Genomic DNA, 19,252 nt, shown 5'->3' with positions numbered 1-19,252 from the left:
ATTGTAGAGACGTTTCATGAAACGTCTCTACAGCCTATAGACATAAAGGGGGTAATCGTTGCGGATTTGGTATTATTCCCTAAAACCTAGATTTTCTGCCGGAATGCTAATGAACTTGGCACGATCGAGCGAACGCCCTACAAACTTAAGACAAGGTTATCTCGATGGACGACTGTTTCGGCACCGACATAACCTAAAATCGCGGGTATTTCGGCTGATTGACGGCCTATAATCTTCTTTAGCTCAGTGCTGCTATAGTTCACGATTCCCCTGGCGATTTCGCGACCTGTGGCGTCGCATAACTCTACGGCATCTGAGGCATGGAAGTCGCCTTTGACTTCAGCAATCCCAGCCGCTAGGAGGGATTTCCCTGCCTGAGCGATCGCAGCTACAGCCCCCATGTCCAGGTAAAGCTTGCCAACGGGAATCAAACCGTGGGCAATCCAACGTTTGCGGGCATTGCTAGGCTGGGGTTGAGCTTCAAAGTGGGTGCCTATTGCTTCTCCTTGCAAGATTTTTTCGATGTTGCGGGGAGACTTGCCTTCGGTAATCACGGTTCGCACGCCAGCAGCGGTGGCAATCCGAGCTGCGGCGATTTTGGTAACCATGCCGCCAGTACCCCAAAGAGAGCCGCTAGAGCCTGTTTGTACCTGTAATTCTGCCAGTTGGTCAATTTGCTTGACAAGATTAATCGGTTGTGCATCGGGATTGCTGCGGGGATCGGCAGAGTAAAGGCGATCGACATCTGTTAATAAAAACAGCCAATCTGCCTCCAACAAGCTGGCGACTCTGGCAGAGAGGGTATCGTTATCGCCAAACTTCAACTCTTCGACTGCCACCGTGTCATTTTCGTTCACCACTGGTATAACCTCCAGCCGCAGCAGTTCTTGAAAAGTATTGTAAGCGTTGAGATAGCGACTGCGCTGCATCAAATCGCTGCGGGTCAGCAATACCTGCGCGATCGGCTGTTGCAGGGACGTAAACAAATCGTCGTAAATCCGCATCAGGCGTCCCTGTCCCACAGCTGCCACAGCCTGCTTTAAGGCCATGCTGCGAGGTCGTTCCCGCAGTCCCAGGCGAGCGCAGCCAACGCCCACCGCTCCCGATGACACCAGAACTACGCGGTGTCCCAAGGTGCGGAGATAGCTGAGGGTTTCAATTAGAGATGCGATCGTGGAAAGGGCAAGGTTACCCGTAGATGGATCGGTCAGGCTGGAAGTGCCAATTTTGACGACAATAGTTTTAGACATAGCAATTTTAGATTTTAGATTGTCCTTCGTCATTTGTCCTTGTTCTAATGACCAATAAAAATGACAATCCAAAATTTTAAAGCGCCAAACCTTCTCAAGCGGAAGGCTGCTTAGGAATTTCAGATTTAAGATTTCAGATTGCAAATTAAAAATTTACAATCTGAAATTTTTTCCGGACCTCCGGCTCCCCTGCGACAACAGTGCAAATAAATGCGTTACAGCTTATACCAAATCCGGGTTAGCTACCCCCTTTTTCTGCCTCAATATTGTTCCTTTTCCCCCATTCCCCCACTCCCCCGCTCCCTCCAAGAATAACGGGGGTAATCGAAGCGGATTTGGTATTAGATGGGCTTAGAAGTAGCTTGGCGTCGGGCCGATCGTTGTTTGCGAATTGCTACAACTGCTGCTTCGTGTTCTGCCAGCGTGCGGCTGAAGACGTGAGTGCCATCGTAGCGAGCCACAAAAAAGATATATTCAGTGTTTTCAGGATCGAGAGTTGCTTTTAAGCTAGCCAAGCCGGGACTGGCAATGGGGGTGGGCGGCAGACCTCGATTCAGATAGGTGTTATAGGGAGACGGCATCCTGACTTGGTTCAAAGTTAGAGGTTGATCTGGCGTCTGCTGAATATTCAATCCGTATTCAACCGTTGGGTCAGATTCAAGTTTCATTCCCAGCCGCAAGCGCCGGACAAATACGCCTGCAATTCGGGGACGTTCCACTGGAACCACCGCTTCTTTTTCCACAATACTGGCTAAAGTGACCCATTGAACCAGGCCGATCTGGCTTTTTTGCGGATCGGTTTGATATACGGGGAGAGCTAGTTCCTCAAACCGTTTCAGCATCGGTTTAATGACGCTCTCAGGAGTAACAGCACCAGCGGCTATCAGGTAGGTGTCTGGGTACAAAAACCCTTCCAGGTGAGGTATGCCGCTGGGTAGCCAGGGAAATTGGTCGCGGGGAATTTGGCTTGTGGCTGCCAGAAAATCTTGAGCTTTGAAAAAGCCTTGAGCTTCAAAGTAGGCTGCCATTTGCTTGAGCGACCACCCTTCGGGAATGGTGAAGCTACGCTGCACTTCATTGCCTTTGGTAATTTCCGCTGCTATTTCTGGCAGGGACTGAGTGGGCGATAACTGGAAGGTGCCTGCCTTGAACCCCGCTTTGTCTTGCAGCGTCAACCAACGCGCCCACAGATTCCAAGCTTCAGCAGAACGAATTAAACCAGCTGACTCCAAATCCCGACCAATTTGGGAAGCCGAAGTTCCTGGCGGAATTCGGATTTGTACCGTTTTTTCAGCATCGGGCGATGCTGTGGTGGCTGCTGATGCTAGAGGCGGGGCAGAAGCCCAACTCCACCAAGACCAGCCTTGCCAAGCACACAGTCCCAGGGTTACCGGGAATAGGCCAAGATAAAACAACCACTTGGAGAGGCGTTGCATAGCTTTAACTTATTCGAGTTCATCGAACAATTGTTCTTCAAGCAAAGGCTGTACCCTTTGAAATTCTTCTGGGGAAAGTAACTCCGGTTGACCCTCTTGGTTAAGACGTCCAAAGAAAAGTAGTGGAGCGAGGGGCGTGTAAATAGCGTATTCCTGTTCCTCGTGGTAAAAACTAGCCAGGAACTGTAACTCTTCAGGCTCTTGCTGAGCGATCTCATCCTCGAATTCCAGAGTGAGTATTTCATCCTCGTCTACTTCTGGCAGTTCACCGGCAACCGTTAAGGAGAATGCGGTGCGCTTGAGTATGAGGTCTTGCTCTGCTAGAACAGCTTGGGCAACCGGAAAGATTTTGTCAACGGTCTCGTCATCTTCAACGCCTGTTGCCGCCTGCTCGTCATCAGAGTCTTCATTCCATGCAAAAATCTCGACTGGTGAGTCAACTGGTAGCAAGAGAACATATTCTTCATCTTCGACTTCCAGCGATCGCTCGATGTAACAAGCTAGTTCGAGTCCCGCTTCATCTTTGAGGATGACGGGTTTACTCTGAGAATCTTCATTTTCTTTCTTTTTAGACATATTGCAAGGCTCCAACCAAGGGGAGTGCTATTACCGTATGCGACGCTCGTCCAACCATTGTTGCAAAATTATGGCCGCAGCAATCCGATCAACCGAACTTTTATGCCGGGATGGCGATTTGTTGGCGTCTTTTAGCAGTCCCTCGGCTTCAAAGGAAGTCAGTCGTTCATCAACATACTCCACGGGCAGCTGCAAGGCTTTGCTAACCCGCTGGGCAAATTTCTGGACTTGTCGGGCTTGAGGGCCTAAAGTTCCGTTCATGGAGTAGGGTAGACCAACGACGAGGAGTTCAACTTGTCGATCGGCGACAAGTTGACTCAGCTGCTCCATGTCCCGATCGAATGATTTGCGCTCGATGGTGGTTAGACCTGTGGCAATCAGACCAGTGCGATCGCATCCGGCTACCCCAACGCGCTTGCGACCGACATCCAACCCCAGTGCTGAAATAAGAGCGGGGGAGCGGGGAAGTGGAGGAGGGGGAGAAGGACACTCTGGACTTTCTGGCATTTTTATGTTGACTACTTAGATCCAGATGCTAGCAAGAAGGTTTTTCCTGCTGAGTCTCGGCACCATCTTGCTGGGATGAGCTGCCAGAGGAACCGTGGCGCGATACTTTGAAAGCGACGCCGGAAGCTGTTTCCGGGGACGATTCTGATTTTGACCCTGGTTGTCCTGAGACATTGGGTGCTAAATCGGTTCTCGCCGACTCCGGTGTTGCTAGCTGTCGCGATCGCAACCAAGACATCCGTCCCGGTACTGGTTGACGAGAACGCTGCAAACCTTGAAGTACTTCAGACAATGGCAGACCTTCTAAGGATACCAGCTTAGATTCCCGCAATTTATGCCAAACCGAACGAGACATTAGCAGGGTATGTTCCACCCGCTCAGCACCCAGTTGCTCCAAATACTCTTCTCGTTCTGGTTGGTAGTCCGCAGAGGCTAATTGTAAGGATTGTGGCGGGAAATCTTGGGCAATGCGGGCCATTTGGGACAGCAATTCGGGATAAAGCCAGGTGTAGGCTGGATGAACCGTCAACTGGGCTTTGTGGGGCACTAAACCGTTGCGACTCAGTTGCATTTGAAAATAGCCGATCGCTGCTTTGCGCTGGGTTTCAAACACATAACCGCTTACTACTTCGGTCTGGTTGAACCACTGTTTTATCCCTTCTATTAAAGCAGCGAAGAAGCTGGTTTTGAAGTCTTGGATGTGGCGATCGAATACTTGGCGCACTAAGGGGGGCATAGCTGCTGTATCTAGTTGATATAGCAGTTGGGCGTCGGCATTACTTACTGGGAGCAGGTTGGGTAAATCTGGTTCTCGCTCTTGCAGTTCTTTGATTATCTCCGGTGCGATCGCCCAATAAGTCATTTGGGCCAAAGGCTGAAACCCATTTTGCCGATACAAAGCCAGCGTCGTTTTGTTGTGGATATTGACTTCTAGCAACCAAGTGCGTGCTTCCCAGATTGTCTCGAAGCAATAGCGCAAAAGTTGAGAGCCTATTCCTTGGCTACCTGCTTCTGAGTCAACCACCACCTTTTCGACTCGCCAGGTGCTGCGCGTGCGATTAAACGGGGATATCTGAATCATCCCCCTAACTTCCCGGTCTTGCTGGGCCACATAGGCGCAAAACTTGTAGCGGAACGGGTTAGGGAAGAAGCTCAAAAACTTCATCAACCAGTACCAGTTACGAACCTGCTTAAGCTGCTTCTTTGTGTCAGCGGAGCAGCTGTGGTCTTCAGCCTCACACGCCTCCACAAACATCTCGTCAAGCGCTTCCAGATCCCGGTATTGCACCGGGCGGACGATCGTTTTTGGCTCTTGGGAGGGGAATACAGTCATTTTAAAATAGGACTGGCAGGTTTCCAGTTTCAGTTTAGCATCCGGCCTGTAAGGACGGTATTATTTATATACAATTAAAAACTGGTTTTGACGACGCTTTGGAGAACTTGTGCGGTATCATTCAATTGCTCCAGCGCCTGGTTAGTATCTTGCAAGGATGCCACAGTTTGCTGGGAAGCTTTACTTAATTGAGATATGGCTTGACTGATTTGTTGCGCTCCTTCAAATTGTGCTTGGACGCTGTGGCTGACTTGTTCAAATTGCGGTGTCAAACTCTGCACTTGCTCAATTACCTGGGCAATTTGCTCGCTAATGTCACTAACCACTTCTACGTGATGTTTTACTTGGTGGCTGAAACTATCCATTTCCATGACGCCCTGAGCAACTGAAGATTGCATTTCTACCACCATTTGCTCAATTTCTTGAGAAGCATTACCGGCGTTATCTGCCAATCGTCGCACTTCTCTAGCAACTATGACAAAACCCGCCCCATACTCTCCAGCTTTTTCCGCTTCAATGGCGGCGTTAAGCGAGATTAAATTAGTTTGATCTGCTACTTTGGCGATCTGGCTAACAACGTTACCGATGTTATTGGCTTTTTCATTGATCATTTTTAACCAAGCAGAAATTCTGTTGGTCGCCGTTGCCAGTTGACTCATCATTGCCGCCATTTGGGTGAGAGTCTGTTGACTGCTACTGGTGGCGGTGGCGGTGGCGGTAGCTTGTTGGGCTACATTGTCCATTGTTTTGACTAATTGCCCGGAAGTGTTGGCGATCGCATCGGCTGTATCATTCACTTGATTAGTGAAACTGGCTTGTTCGAGGGCTGTGGTTTGTAGCTGTTTGCCAGCATCAGCGATTTTGCTGGTGGAGGCGGTGACTTGAAGGCTGACTTGATTGGCTTGTGCGATGACGGAATTGAGTTTATCGAAGGAGTCTTTCAGTTGCCCTGACATATTGTTGAAGGAGTTTGCCAGTTTTGAGAGTTCAATAATCTGGCTAGATGCAACGCGCTGGTTGAAATTCCCCTCTGCCATCTCATGTGACGCTTTGGCAATCAGGTTTATGGGACGAGTAATCCAGGAAGCCGTAAGAATGCCTACAGCAATCGCCACTACCAACGCCAGCAAACACAGCAGCATTGTGATGCGAGTATTGTTGTTGATTTCTCCCATGAAATCCGATTCAGGAATGACTACCACAATTAGCCAATTGAGACCCAATTCATCCTGCCACGGAAGAACTTGAACGAATTGGGGTTTGTTATTGAGGTTGAATTTAATCTGCTGAGTGTCTCTAATTTGGCGGAAGTTACCAAAACGGTCTATTAAATGTTGACCAGTTGCTCGAATTAAAGGATCTTGAAGTTCAACTACATTCAGGCGTTCGGGTTTACCTGCTTTTATCTGGTAAGATTTTTCGCTGGTGGAGGTAGCCACAACCAACCCATCCCGCTCCAAGATGAAAATTTTACCCGAAGGACTCACCTTCAAATTTTGCAGGAAGGTGTTTAAGCGTGGGAGAAACAACTCAGTTCCGATCACACCCACCAGGTTGCCGCTTTTGTCATATACTGGATGGCTACAGCTAATTGTCACAACATCTGGTTTATCGGCCCAGTAGTCGATCTTAGCCCAGACTGGTTTACCCGCTTTAACTGGCTCGGTAAATCCACTATCGTCTACGTATTCAAAGGCTTCCTCCTCGGTAACACGGGTAGGATTTCCCTGACTATCGAGATCATATCGCTTGGATCGACCCTTGTAAGAAGATTGCATCATTGCTGTGTACAATCTGCCATCTGCTTCGCGACCGACGCCGACATACTCACTACCTTGGGGACGACCAAAGCCTATGTAATTCAAATTCTTGAACGTTTTCATTTGGCTGTAAAACTGACGCCAGGTGCGCTCATAGTCTAGCAAGTTCAGATTTCCTGTTTTATAGTCATCCACATTGATTTGGTTGATTTGAGCAGGAGTGGCTAATAAGGTGTCAAGGTGCTGATTGATGCGAGAGCTAGTTTCCTGTTGCAACCGCACCACTAAATCGTTGACGGCTTTTTGCCCGTTGTGGAATGAGAGATAGCCCACCAAGCCAACAGCAGTGACGATTTGTAGTACAAAGGGTACCACCAAGGCGGTGCGGAGGCGGAATTTGAGGGATGTAGGGGTGCTAGATTCTGGTGACGAAATCATTGGTAGTACGTTTGAATACGGAGCTTTCTTACTTAGGATAAGTAAAAATTATTTAATTCGGTTATGCTTACTATATAAGCTTTGCCTTGGGCAATAAAATCAATAAATTCATCATATATTTTCTGTGTTTTTACTAAAGTAGTCATTGTCACCTCCCCAGGAATGATGATCGGCGGTTATCTCAGATCTTACACCAATGCACTGGGCGGGCGGACGTCCCGCCTTGCTCCTTTGCGCCTGCCCCCTGACCCCTACTCCTCACAAGAGAGCTTTTTCTTGTGGCACGGGCGAGACGCCTATCCCACTTCTTTAAGATTTGAGTTTTTCTATTATAGAACAATCTGCCAATTTTACCCAAGCGCAATGGCTGTAGGGGTAATTCATGAATTACCCCTACAGCCATTGCGCTTGAAATCAAATATTGCGTAAGTCCTGAAAAGTGATATGTTTAGATAAAATTGCGCGATCGCACCTGAAGGGGCGACAACTATAGCTCAAAGGTAGACAGGATAAGCTTGTCGGCGCGGCGACCTCGTTGATAATAAGGTCGTTTATGAGGGCTTAAAGACATCAATTGAGCAGTTTGTTCGGCCAACAACGTCAGAGATTCTACCCCGGCATAGCCGTGGATACCAATATAAAAGCTGCTATGGCGGCGGTGTGTCCTACGTTTTTCTTTCACCCGACCAACATATTTAACTTCTGCCAAATAAGCTAAAAAATCAGATGCAACGCGCAATCGTTCGGGGGATAATCGATCGACGTATTGTTTGACCTGTTGGCGAATCTCTTCAGTAGTGTTCATAGATAATTGCAGTGCGATCGCGCAGCGTACTTAACGACAATATTACTTCCCCAGCGAATCTAACTGAAATTTGATTGAAATTATTAGTCATCGATTCTATTCCATAATTCAGAAATAGGTCGCGTTTGCCCTGCTTTTACTTCTTGTAAAGCACGTTTTAAACTCGCTTTAATTTCTCCCACAGGAGTATCATCAAGATCGTACTCATTGTCATTATTTACTAAAACAATTACTTTGACGCGACTAGGTGCAGGAATATTGAGATGGCTATCTAAAATCAATTGGCCTTTTTCATCAATTGTTCCCATTACTTCAAAGGCTTGCATAATTGACTCTCCTCAAACATGGACTAACACAATTATAACATAAAACTGCTTTTGTAGCGAGGCAATATCAGTTACATATTGTAACCTGTAATTTCTCTTTGTGTAAGTGAGTGCGATCGCTTATTTCAAATTACAATCAGACAAAAATTACCCGCTCATAAAAAGCTGGAGCAATAAACTTTTCCTTATCCTCTAAAGCCACATAACCACGATCGATCGCGAATTGCATCACTTCCAACAAAAACCTTCTTAACTCTCCTAAAACTTGCTCTTTATCCAACTCATAATCATCATAATTACGATCATAACCAAACTTCCTTAATTGACAATTAACTCGCTCACCTATAGGCGTTAAAATTACCGTAAGATGATAACTTTCGGCAAAATCTATACGGATGCTTTTACCCTGTTCTAATTCCCCAATTTGTTCGGGAAAGCGATCTTCTAATAACATACAAATATCGGGATCAAAAAACACAGTAAACTGGAGATCGCCAATTTCCACACTTACCTGGCGATCGCACTCATAACAAAAACGACGTAACCCTAATTCAAAATCAGATAATTCTTCTAAAGGATCGTCAGGAGGTAACGCATTTGGGATTATCCCATTGAGGCTCTTTACCACTCCCTCGCCAAAAACATCCACTCCCTACCTCAACCGTTGAATCAATAATATCGGCTTCAACAATGTCGATAGTTTCTAACTCATCTGATGTCAATAAATTCTCCTATTTACGATATTTGATAGCATAATTATAACACAAAGAAGAATTTAGGGTGCGTCATAATACCCACAAAACCGTTATCCAATAACAATCTCACCCGATAAATAACGATAGACTAACGATTATATCTAGGAAATCCATTAGGAGAACACTTGATGTTGTCAGCTTACCGTCAACAGGTTGAAGAACGAGCAAAATTGGGAATCCCGCCACTACCCCTAAATGCACAGCAGACTTCGGAATTGTGCGAACTGCTGAAAAATCCTCCGGCGGGTGAAGCGGAAACCCTATTGGATTTGTTAACTAACCGCATCCCCCCTGGGGTAGATCAAGCGGCTTACGTGAAAGCTGGGTTTCTCACTGGTGTTGCGAAGGGGGAGATTACTTGTCCTTTGATTACTCGCCAAGCGGCGGTTTACCTGCTGGGTACAATGCTGGGTGGGTACAATGTGCAATCTTTGGTGGAGTTGCTTAAATCTCATGACAGCATGATCGCAGCAGCGGCTGCAACTGCCTTAAGTAAGACATTGTTGGTGTTTGATGCTTTCAACGATGTCCTGAAGTTGTCTGAAGTCAATCCTTATGCTAAGCAGGTGGTTGATGCTTGGTCAAATGCTGCTTGGTTTATCGGGCGTCCCAAATTGGCGGAAAGCATTACGGTGACGGTGTTTAAGGTTCCTGGCGAGACGAATACGGATGATTTGTCGCCTGCACCTCTTGCTACCACTCGCCCGGATATTCCGTTGCACGCTACTGTCATGTTGGAATCTCGGATGCCGGGGGCGCTGGAAACTATTGCACAATTGAAGCTGAAAGGGCATCCTGTAGCTTATGTGGGGGATGTTGTGGGGACTGGTTCATCCCGGAAATCGGCGATTAACTCGGTGTTGTGGCATATTGGGAACGATATTCCTCATATTCCCAATAAGCGAAATGGGGGATATATTTTAGGAAGTGCGATCGCACCCATCTTTTTTAACACCGCTGAAGATTCCGGCGCATTGCCGATCGAATGCGATGTCAGTAAGATGGAAACCGGAATGGTAATTACCATCTTTCCTTACAAAGGTGAAATTGTCAACGAAGCTGGCGAAATCATTTCCAATTTTACCCTCAAACCAGATACAATTCTCGATGAAGTAAGAGCAGGCGGACGCATTCCTCTACTAATCGGACGAACTCTTACTGATAAAACTCGCGCCGCTTTGGGATTAGAACCGAGTACCGTTTTCACCCGTCCAAAACAACCCGCAGATACAGGTAAAGGCTACACTTTAGCTCAGAAAATGGTCGGCAAAGCTTGCGGATTACCCGGTGTTCGTCCCGGTACATCTTGCGAACCAATTATGACAACTGTTGGTTCCCAGGATACCACAGGCCCGATGACTAGAGATGAGTTAAAAGAACTCGCTTGTTTGGGATTCAGCGCAGATTTAGTGATGCAAAGTTTCTGTCACACAGCAGCTTATCCCAAACCAGTTGACGTGAAAACTCATCACGAATTACCAGATTTTATGGCAGAACGGGGCGGTGTTGCATTGCGTCCGGGAGATGGAATTATTCACTCTTGGTTAAACCGAATGTTGTTACCAGATACGGTAGGAACTGGTGGCGATTCTCACACTCGTTTCCCATTAGGAATTTCCTTCCCCGCCGGTTCCGGTTTGGTAGCATTTGCAGCTGCTTTGGGAGTGATGCCTTTAGATATGCCGGAATCAGTTTTAGTGCGATTCAAAGGTGAATTGCAACCCGGTGTTACCCTGCGAGATATCGTCAATGCAATTCCTTACGTAGCAATCCAAAAAGGATTGCTAACTGTGGAGAAGAAGAATAAGAAAAATGTCTTCTCCGGGCGAATTATGGAGATTGAAGGTTTGCCCGATTTGAAAGTCGAACAAGCTTTTGAATTGACAGATGCTAGCGCCGAACGTTCTTGTGCTGGGTGTACGATTAAGTTGAGTGTAGAAACCGTTTCCGAGTATATTCGTTCCAACATTGCCCTATTGACAAATATGGTAGCGCGTGGTTATGAAGATGCGCGTACTATCATGCGTCGCGTGGCAAAAATGGAGGAATGGTTGGCAAATCCAGTGTTAATGGAAGCTGACGCTGATGCAGAATATGCGGAAATAATTGACATCGATCTTAACGAGATCGAAGAACCAATTGTTGCTGCACCAAATGACCCGGATAATATTAAGTTATTGTCCGAAGTTGCTAACGACCCGGTGCAGGAAGTATTCGTTGGTTCTTGCATGACAAATATCGGTCATTATCGCGCCACTGCAAAGGTGTTGGAAGGCGAAGGTGCAGTGAAAACTCGGTTGTGGATTTGTCCGCCAACTCGGATGGATGAACAGCAATTGAAAGAGGAAGGTTACTACAGCATTTTTGGTGCTGCTGGTGCGAGAACAGAAATGCCAGGTTGCAGTCTGTGCATGGGTAATCAAGCGCGAGTTGCTGATGCTACAACCGTGTTTTCAACTTCTACCCGCAATTTCAATAATCGCATGGGTAAAGATGCGCGAGTTTATCTAGGTTCTGCGGAATTAGCAGCAGTTTGTGCGCTGTTAGGACGGATTCCTACTGTGCAGGAATATCTGGATATTGTGGCGAAGAAAATTCATCCTTTGGCTGATGATTTGTATCGGTATTTGAATTTCGATGAGATTGCTGGTTTTGAGGATGAAGGAAGGGTAATTGCGTTGGAAGATATGCCTAAGATTGAGGATATTTTGGGTATTCCGGCGGGTGTGTTGAAGTAGAATGATGGTAGGGTGGGCTAAAAGCCCACCTTATCGATCCATTAATGATTGTTAAAGAGGTAATTATGTCTGAACAGAATTTAATTAATAAACATCCCCTAAGCGAACCGATCGCAGATTTATTGCGAGAGATTCAACAAACACCAGAAGAATACTGGCCGAATTTACTTCAGATGATTCGACTGTTTCGGGAAACTGTGACAATGAAGCCTACATCATCAGATGCTTGGAAAAAAGCTATTGATGAAATTAACAATCCCGATCCAGAAAAACAAGTGGCGCGGCAAAAAGCTTTAAGCGAACTACTCAGGAAATGGGAAGAAGAAGGAGATGAACAGGAACAAACAGAAACTGCCGAAATTCTCCGCAAGGCATTAGAAGAAAATCCCATATCCATCTAAAACCTCCACATTAGGTTAAATAGGTTATAATATTAGAGTCGTCTTTTATAGCTCGCTCTACACTTCTTAGTTAAGACTTTGATTCTCATGCCAGCAAAAGATACTTACCATGATGCAGTTAAAAATGCTTTAATTAAGGATGGCTGGACGATTACAGCCGACCCTTATTTTATCATATACAAAAAATTAAAACTCGTTGCCGATCTTGGGGCTGAACGTCCATTTTCAGCAGAAAGAGAGGGAGAAAAAATTGTTGTTGAGGTCAAGAGTTTTCTTAGTCCATCCTTTATTTATGATTTAGAGCAAGCTCTTGGTCAGTATATTCTCTATCGCAACTTTATCAAAAGAACTGCACCTGAGAGGCAACTTTATTTAGCAATGAGTCAGCGTGTTTATAACGTTAATTTTGATGAAACGATCCAAATTGTTGTTGAGGAAAATCAGCTAAAACTAATTCTTGTAGATACAGATAAGGAGGTCATCACAAAATGGATAAATTAAGCCATTATCGGTCACTGATTCAGAAAATTATGACAGAGTACGATCGACTTTGTTCTCAAGTTGCAACTCCCGATATTGAAATGCTTTTAGCGTTTGACGAACCAAGAGATCAATATATCTGGTTTCAAGTCGGGTGGACTCCAGAGGAAAGAATTAAAGGGATTTCAGTTCATATTCGGATTAAAAATGAGAAGATTTACATTGAGGAAGATTGGACTGAGGAAGGAATGGCAAATGAGTTGTTAAGGTTAGGCGTTCCTAAAGAGGATATTGTATTAGCTTTTCAACCTCCAGAGGTGAGAAAGTTTACTGATTTTGCCTTAATATAAATTAAGTAGAAAGAAGGAGATTAGCTATGAGCCAAGGATCGATCGCAACTCCAAATAGTCTGTACGATCGAGATTTTTATCTGTGGATACAAGCCACTGCTCAACAGTTAAAAGAAGGTAAATTTAATGAGATAGATACTCCTAATTTAATTGAAGAAATTGAAAATATGGGCAAAAGTGAAAAACGCGAAATGAAAAGTCGTTTAATCGTGCTTTTAATGCACTTGCTAAAATGGCAATATCAGCCGGAAAAACGGAGCGAAAGTTGGCGTAGCACTATCAGCGAACAGCGTATTTGTATTGAAGGATTACTAGAAGATAGTCCCAGTTTGCAACCTTTAATTTCCGAAGTCTTTGATGATTGTTATCAAAAAGCTCGTCTGAAAGCATCGGAGGAGACAGGGATTAAATTAAACTTTTTCCCTAAAGAGTCACCTTTTAGCTTAGAAGAAACTTTGAAAGCTAGTTTGTTAAATGACTAAACTCAGATGAACAAATACCTACCTTAGCTTGCTAAATATAGCAAATGCGATCGAATCGCTGGTTTTGAGGATAAAGGTAGGGAGTTTTTGCCCACCTTACATTTTTAATCTGTAGGTGAAAAGATGGAATTCTACACGGTGGTATTGAGACAAAGTTCTGGTTATTGGGTAGCTTTGTGCTTAGAGAATGGATTAGTAGGGCAGGGAAATACTCAAGAAGAATCTATTAGCAAACTTAAAGAGGCTATAGAATCTTTTCAAAATGTTTATGAAACGGAAGGAACTGTTTATAAGGCTCCAATTTCTATAGAAGAGTTACATGAATTTTTGACGGTTGAGGGTGAGGATATTAGTTCAGATTTTGCCATAGTATAAACATCCACATAGGCACGTAGAATATCGATTGGTTACTAGGGCAAAATATCACTTTCCGAAGGTGAAGGTTGGTTGACCCTTTTAAGGTTGCTCAAATCACTAAAATCTGAGCCTGAATAACACATATAGTTTACTTTTGTACCATTAAAGCTTGTTAATTGTCTCTTCAAAACTTTCTTAATATATTTATCATCTACGTTATTTTTTCTTTCCAAAATAGCAATAATTAGTACAGGTCTTTGGTAATTAGAACTGGTCGTAACAGAGCAATTATCTTGATACTTGCCAAGATTTAGTGTCCACAAATTTTTATTATCTTTGTTAGGAATTATAGTGTATATTTCTCGGTATAAATTTACTGCTCTATCATTAGCCCTTTTCTTTTCCGTGTTAATATCATTACCCTGAACCTCAAAAGAAGCTGTCCCAACCGCAATAATATCTGTTGCATTCTTAAAAGGTAATTGCGCCCAGTCTGCTTTTTTCATTTCATCTATTAAACTTTTCAAAGGGATGACATTAGCCTCATTTTGTATTTCGCTTACCTCAGATGTGCTACCCTTTTTCCACTGATGGTTCGTCAGCAAAATTTCGACTGATGATATCGGTTGGCCATCTTTTGCATCTATATTTGGTGTGTTTATAACGTTAATAGTGATATTGACTTTAACGAGTGAATCGCCAATATTTATAGAAATAGGGCCACAATTTATAGCTGATTCATTTGCTAATGTCATAGTGGAAGAATTACAATTCTTGTTATTTTTAATATCTTGTAAGAATTGTGTTAATTTAGGTGGATATGCTGGAGGAGAATCGCTAATCTTAGGATTAGGAGGCGAAGACGATTTAGGATTCTTGGCTGTTAAATATCCCTCACTACTATATTCTGGTGAATTGGGTTTGAATAAAGCATGATAATATAGATACCCCTGAAATAATATCCTAAGAAAAATAAGAATATAAAAAATATTTCTTAATGGTTCTAGTCTCATAGTTAAGGGTTTTAATTGGGACATATTTAATTAATAGTTTTAATTCTCTCAATTTGTCATTATCGTTCAGTATTAGTTGTAATGCTCCCGCAATTGACAGATGAATGATGGTCTAGTTGAAACTTAGAATTGTTGCAATTTCCTTGTGGGGATGATTGGAAGGCTTGGATGATTTGCACAATCAAAGCTACCAGGGCGATAACAGTTGCTTTCTGCCATCCTTTTTTTAAACTTGTTATTAACCATTTCAACCATTTCATGTGCTAATACCTATAAAGCTTACAAACTAAACACTCTTTATACGTACTAAAGAAGTGCGATCGCCGATGTGTTAGACTGCCTCAGACCAAAAAAGTCATCGTTCCAGCGCACTCTACAGACTATAGTTGATTATAGCACTTTTTGGTAGAGGTTGGTTTAGGGGCGATCGCACTTTCCTACATCCTCGAAAAACCTAACCCCCCAACCCCCTTCCCTCACTCGTAAGGGGGAGAATTCTTGCTACCCTCTCCTCGCAGGAGAGGAGTTGGGGGAGAGATCAACAAGTGCGATCGCACATACTAGAATTAGGATACCAGCAGATGTTGGAGTAACTCTATGCCACTGCAAGAACTCAAAGAGGAAGTTGGCAAGTTGTCTGTAAGCGATCGCCTAACCCAAACTTGCTCTGACAGATTCCAATTCTCGATCGAGATTCTCCAAGCAAGCGTTTAATGAATTTAGCTGATAACGCTTGCTACTAAGCTCTATTGGCTCGTCAGGCACTTGAAAATTAATGACTTTTGCGGCTTTTTCTTCATATTGCCGCAGCGCTAAAAGAGCTTCACTACTGAAGCGATTCAGATACTCTTTAGCAGCATCAGCATAAATTTGTGCTACCTGATTTTGATAAACTTCTTCTGAAGATTCTTGCTTGTCTTGTTTTACATTCTTATTCAAAAGATAGGCAGCACCACCAACAACTGCTGCTCCTACAGGGCCTCCCAAAACCCAACCCAAACCAGTTGCTACACCTACTGAAGCAGTATCGCTTAAACTATCTGAAGCTGCTGGTTGATTTGGTAAAGTTACTTGTGGGTGGGTTGGAAAAGAAATTGATAAATCTTCAGGTTGAGGATGATTAAAAAAGTCACAAGCTTGCATAACCCATTTTACCACTGCCTGTTGAAGTTGTACAACTTTTGGTTTAAAAAAGTCTCTTTCCCAGGTGCTAAATTGATTGTGCCCAAGTGCTGCTCCGGCTTCGGATTGATAGCGATATACAAGTGTTTGCGCGTTCAACCAGTCTCGCAATTCGGTAACGCTAGCGGCAAAGCCTTGTTTAATTAGTTTTTCGGCTTTTTGTTGGATTTCAATTTTAGCTTGGCGCTTGTTTTTAGAGGCTTCTACTTCGGTGGAAATGGCTTGAGCTTTTGCTTGTAAGGATTGTTGAATTTGAGAAGCTAAAGCTACCACACGCGGAAGCCGAACATCGCCCATATTTTCCTGTTTTACTGCCAAAATACTTTGCAGTGCAGATTCAAAACTAGCCAGTCCGCTACTTTGTGCAGCCGCTACATCTCCTTTTAATCTTGATCTCAATGCAGGGAGTGCATCAACGCGGTATAGATTACTGATATTTGGTGGTAAATCTGCCCGAAAACTTTCCGCTACAAATCGCAAACGTTTGTACACTTCTTTTTGGTCTTCTGGTTCCAGTAAATTAACGAAATTAACAACAAAAAGTACTGTTTTAATCTCGCGATCGCTCAACCAATCCCGCAACTTTTCCCGTTCGCCTAAAGTCATCAACTGACGAGCATCCAACACCTGAACAATTAAATCTGCGGTCAGGAGTTTGTCGCGGACTAAGTTATCCTGTTCTTCGCGATCGTTCGTTCCCGGTAAATCCAGCAGTTCTACGCCATTTTGCAGGAATGGGTGAGGACAGAAAACCTGCACAGAGGCGACATCATCCCTCATTCTGCGATCGCCATCTAGGATAGCAAACTGCTTGAGAATTTCCGTACCGCTTTCGTTGATTTGTCTGCCATTTAACATTTCAATCTGAGTTCGTAGCTCATTGCCATATTTGACATAAATGGCAGCACCCGTCGTGGGAATAATATCAATTGGTAAGGCACGGTTTCCCAGGATGGCATTGATTAGGGTTGATTTGCCGTAATTAAAAGGGCCAAAAACAGCAATCCGAAAACCGGGATTGGCAAGATGGTTGCAGACAGATGTGACATCTTGATAAAGCTGGGATTTTGGATCGATTTCCAGCAAACCTAATGCTGACTTGAGACTATTTTGAAGGTTATGATGAACTTCCTGCTGTTGCATACTATTCTATCGGCTCCTATTCTGTGCGTTATCTAATCCATAAAATTGAAAATAAAAAGTTATTCTTACCTTTTTCCTACTGCGCTTGAAGTGGGCGATCGCAATTTTCAACCTGACAAACCAGCTTCACGCAAAGCTTGTGCTAGTAGCTCTGTTAATTGTAGCGCCTGCGCCCATTGGTTGAGATACTCAAAATCCAGTCGTTCCCCCTGTAGCTTCAGCACGCCTAAAATGTCCCGCCATTGCTTTTGGGACTCCCTAGCAGTCATCCGAAACCAAACCAGTTTCTGCAACACCGTATCTTCAGGTGTACACACATAAAAACATTTGTCAATATCGCCGTCAGGAATGTGAAGCTGACGACGCGCCATTTTAGAGCGAGAAAATTCATCATCGCGCATCACAAAGATGTCGGCTTTCTCCGTTGTCGTCAGGTGGATGACATTAAACGATAAAGTCCTGCCACTCATGGCATCTTCTACAGCTACCTCACTGATATAAAATTGTCCTGCCATTGCGTCAATTAGCGGCTGAATCTGGGTAGGTTGAATATTTACTACTAAGTCTAAATCTTCGGTATATCTCACTTCTCCTTGCAGCGAACTGGCTACGGAACCACCTACATAGTAAGGGATATTCAACGAGTTTAAAATAACTGCCAGTAGGTGTGCTAGCCAAATTGGATCTTCTATCATTAGCTCTCCTTTATAGTTCAATTCAGACAATAAATGAGCCACTTCTTGTCCTAAACGCTTCCTGATGTATTGCTGTCTCACAACATCTTTTGAGGCATTGGGATACTGAGTTTTAATGCCCATCAACGCTAATGTTGGCCCTCGTTTGGCTACACGCCTAAAGAGAGCTTCTTTTTGTGCAGGCGTCATTTTTCGCCAGAGTCTAAACTGTACTTGCTCAGCTTCAATAGAAGTATCGACTGATTGAGTCCGGTAGCTAAGATTGGGGTTAATCGGCATTTCAGGAAATCTAGTTATAGCTAGGGACTAGGGGAAGAAGTGTTTAGAATCCGCCAACGTTTCAGGAATTCAGAATGTCTTAACCGCCAAGGCGGTTGCTATATTAAAAATTTAAATTTGTTAGTAGTAAGGACTGAAGTCCTTTAAAATCTATTGGCTAAGGACTTCAGTCCTTACTACTAATATTATTCCCGCTCGCTCTGATTTGCAGCACCCGCCGCCATCAAATGATGCCGCACTGTATGTTCAAATTCGTAAAGGTATGCGGCTGCAACTACCCGGATCAACGTATAAATTGTGAAAAAATTTCTCAGTTCATCCCACCAGCCAAGCATTTCGTATAGTGAGTCATACGAGAAAAAGAACATGAACCGAATCATACCACTTAAGAGCATTGCGAGTGCGATCGTCATCCAGCCATACAATCCCTCCCACCAACTCATTAAACCGGGGAGTATTCCCTCAATTTTGCCCAGTTCTGGCGATCGCGTATTGGGCGAATAGCGATCGAGAAATACGTTCAGCCAATGGTGTGCGATCGCAACGACGGGAATAGGCGAAAGTAATAGTGCAAAATATAACAATATTTGCATCTTGGGTGAAAGATCCATCAGGGAATAGCCCATTTCAAAAATTCTCCCGATCGCAACTGCAATCCCCCTCACGAGCAAAATTAAGAGAACTGCACTCAACCACGAGCTAGGTTTAGGAATCCATCCTGGCAAATTGTTCATTTGTAAAACCTCCATTTGTTTGCTAATAGTTTTGACCCCACCCCCAACCCCTCCCCGCCTGCGGGGAGGGGCGTATTTCTCCTCCTCTTTCTGCCTCCTTCTACCTCTTTCTAGCTCCTTCTACCTCTTTCTCCCTCTCTCCCTCCTTATACCTGCTTTTATCTGCTTATACCTGCTTTTATCTGCTTATACCTGCTTTTATCTGCTTCTAA

The 19,252-nt window shown here is 44.2% G+C and carries 19 protein-coding genes; 6 read left to right on the top strand and 13 right to left on the bottom strand.

Going from position 1 to position 19,252, the window contains the following annotated elements; all coding sequences use genetic code 11:
• Positions 1-137: 137 nt before the first annotated feature.
• From proB to LAY41_RS25685, 9 genes are all read right to left on the bottom strand, one after another.
• Positions 138-1,250 (bottom strand): glutamate 5-kinase, encoded by a 1,113-nt coding sequence (proB, locus tag LAY41_RS25725; RefSeq protein ID WP_249104393.1) that lies wholly within the window; start codon positions 1,248-1,250, stop codon positions 138-140.
• A 341-nt stretch (positions 1,251-1,591) separates the two neighbouring features.
• Positions 1,592-2,686, bottom strand: coding sequence for an endolytic transglycosylase MltG (mltG, locus tag LAY41_RS25720; protein ID WP_249104381.1), 1,095 nt, complete (start codon positions 2,684-2,686; stop codon positions 1,592-1,594).
• A gap of 9 nt (positions 2,687-2,695) precedes the next feature.
• Positions 2,696-3,262 carry a DUF3727 domain-containing protein gene (locus tag LAY41_RS25715; RefSeq protein WP_249104379.1) on the bottom strand — a complete coding sequence of 189 codons (567 nt, stop codon included), beginning with the start codon at positions 3,260-3,262 and terminating at the stop codon, positions 2,696-2,698.
• A gap of 30 nt (positions 3,263-3,292) precedes the next feature.
• Complete coding sequence (ruvX, locus tag LAY41_RS25710; protein ID WP_249104377.1) at positions 3,293-3,769, bottom strand: Holliday junction resolvase RuvX; 477 nt, start codon at positions 3,767-3,769, stop codon at positions 3,293-3,295.
• A gap of 28 nt (positions 3,770-3,797) precedes the next feature.
• Entirely contained in the window at positions 3,798-5,102 is a 1,305-nt protein-coding gene (locus tag LAY41_RS25705; protein WP_249104376.1) for a GNAT family N-acetyltransferase, read from the bottom strand.
• 74 nt (positions 5,103-5,176) lie between these two features.
• On the bottom strand, positions 5,177-7,300 hold the full coding sequence (locus LAY41_RS25700; protein ID WP_249104374.1) for a methyl-accepting chemotaxis protein: 2,124 nt from the start codon (positions 7,298-7,300) through the stop codon (positions 5,177-5,179).
• 487 nt (positions 7,301-7,787) lie between these two features.
• Positions 7,788-8,105, bottom strand: coding sequence for a hypothetical protein (locus tag LAY41_RS25695; RefSeq protein ID WP_249104372.1), 318 nt, complete (start codon positions 8,103-8,105; stop codon positions 7,788-7,790).
• An 83-nt stretch (positions 8,106-8,188) separates the two neighbouring features.
• Complete coding sequence (locus LAY41_RS25690; protein WP_249104369.1) at positions 8,189-8,431, bottom strand: type II toxin-antitoxin system RelN family antitoxin; 243 nt, start codon at positions 8,429-8,431, stop codon at positions 8,189-8,191.
• A gap of 136 nt (positions 8,432-8,567) precedes the next feature.
• Positions 8,568-9,080 (bottom strand): hypothetical protein, encoded by a 513-nt coding sequence (locus LAY41_RS25685; RefSeq protein WP_249104366.1) that lies wholly within the window; start codon positions 9,078-9,080, stop codon positions 8,568-8,570.
• 234 nt (positions 9,081-9,314) lie between these two features.
• Here LAY41_RS25685 and acnB point away from each other — a divergent pair, with 234 nt between their 5' ends.
• The 6 genes from acnB (at position 9,315) to LAY41_RS25655 (ending at position 14,012) form a co-directional block, all read left to right on the top strand.
• Positions 9,315-11,924 (top strand): bifunctional aconitate hydratase 2/2-methylisocitrate dehydratase, encoded by a 2,610-nt coding sequence (gene acnB / locus LAY41_RS25680; RefSeq protein ID WP_249104364.1) that lies wholly within the window; start codon positions 9,315-9,317, stop codon positions 11,922-11,924.
• A gap of 65 nt (positions 11,925-11,989) precedes the next feature.
• Complete coding sequence (locus LAY41_RS25675) at positions 11,990-12,325, top strand: hypothetical protein (protein ID WP_249104363.1); 336 nt, start codon at positions 11,990-11,992, stop codon at positions 12,323-12,325.
• An 87-nt stretch (positions 12,326-12,412) separates the two neighbouring features.
• The gene (locus LAY41_RS25670; RefSeq protein ID WP_249104362.1) at positions 12,413-12,826 is read left to right on the top strand and encodes a XisH family protein; all 414 of its coding nucleotides are present in this window, start codon (positions 12,413-12,415) and stop codon (positions 12,824-12,826) included.
• The gene (locus tag LAY41_RS25665) at positions 12,814-13,155 is read left to right on the top strand and encodes a XisI protein (RefSeq protein WP_249104360.1); all 342 of its coding nucleotides are present in this window, start codon (positions 12,814-12,816) and stop codon (positions 13,153-13,155) included. Before LAY41_RS25670 ends, LAY41_RS25665 begins: the two co-directional genes overlap by 13 nt.
• Positions 13,156-13,181: 26 nt before the next feature.
• On the top strand, positions 13,182-13,637 hold the full coding sequence (locus LAY41_RS25660; RefSeq protein ID WP_249104358.1) for a DUF29 domain-containing protein: 456 nt from the start codon (positions 13,182-13,184) through the stop codon (positions 13,635-13,637).
• A gap of 123 nt (positions 13,638-13,760) precedes the next feature.
• The gene (locus LAY41_RS25655; protein ID WP_249104355.1) at positions 13,761-14,012 is read left to right on the top strand and encodes a type II toxin-antitoxin system HicB family antitoxin; all 252 of its coding nucleotides are present in this window, start codon (positions 13,761-13,763) and stop codon (positions 14,010-14,012) included.
• A gap of 35 nt (positions 14,013-14,047) precedes the next feature.
• Here LAY41_RS25655 and LAY41_RS25650 read toward each other — a convergent pair whose 3' ends face one another.
• From LAY41_RS25650 to LAY41_RS25635, 4 genes are all read right to left on the bottom strand, one after another.
• Complete coding sequence (locus LAY41_RS25650; RefSeq protein WP_249104353.1) at positions 14,048-15,007, bottom strand: hypothetical protein; 960 nt, start codon at positions 15,005-15,007, stop codon at positions 14,048-14,050.
• 651 nt (positions 15,008-15,658) lie between these two features.
• Positions 15,659-17,332, bottom strand: coding sequence for a dynamin family protein (locus LAY41_RS25645; RefSeq protein ID WP_249104350.1), 1,674 nt, complete (start codon positions 17,330-17,332; stop codon positions 15,659-15,661).
• 107 nt (positions 17,333-17,439) lie between these two features.
• The gene (locus tag LAY41_RS25640; protein WP_249104349.1) at positions 17,440-18,306 is read right to left on the bottom strand and encodes a hypothetical protein; all 867 of its coding nucleotides are present in this window, start codon (positions 18,304-18,306) and stop codon (positions 17,440-17,442) included.
• 185 nt (positions 18,307-18,491) lie between these two features.
• Positions 18,492-19,040, bottom strand: a complete 549-nt coding sequence (locus LAY41_RS25635; protein WP_249104347.1) for a hypothetical protein — start codon at positions 19,038-19,040, stop codon at positions 18,492-18,494.
• Positions 19,041-19,252: the final 212 nt, after the last annotated feature.

The sequence above is a fragment of the Argonema galeatum A003/A1 genome (genome assembly GCF_023333595.1).
Lineage (GTDB): Bacteria > Cyanobacteriota > Cyanobacteriia > Cyanobacteriales > Aerosakkonemataceae > Argonema > Argonema galeatum.
This window is presented reverse-complemented; position numbering and strand designations above follow the sequence as displayed.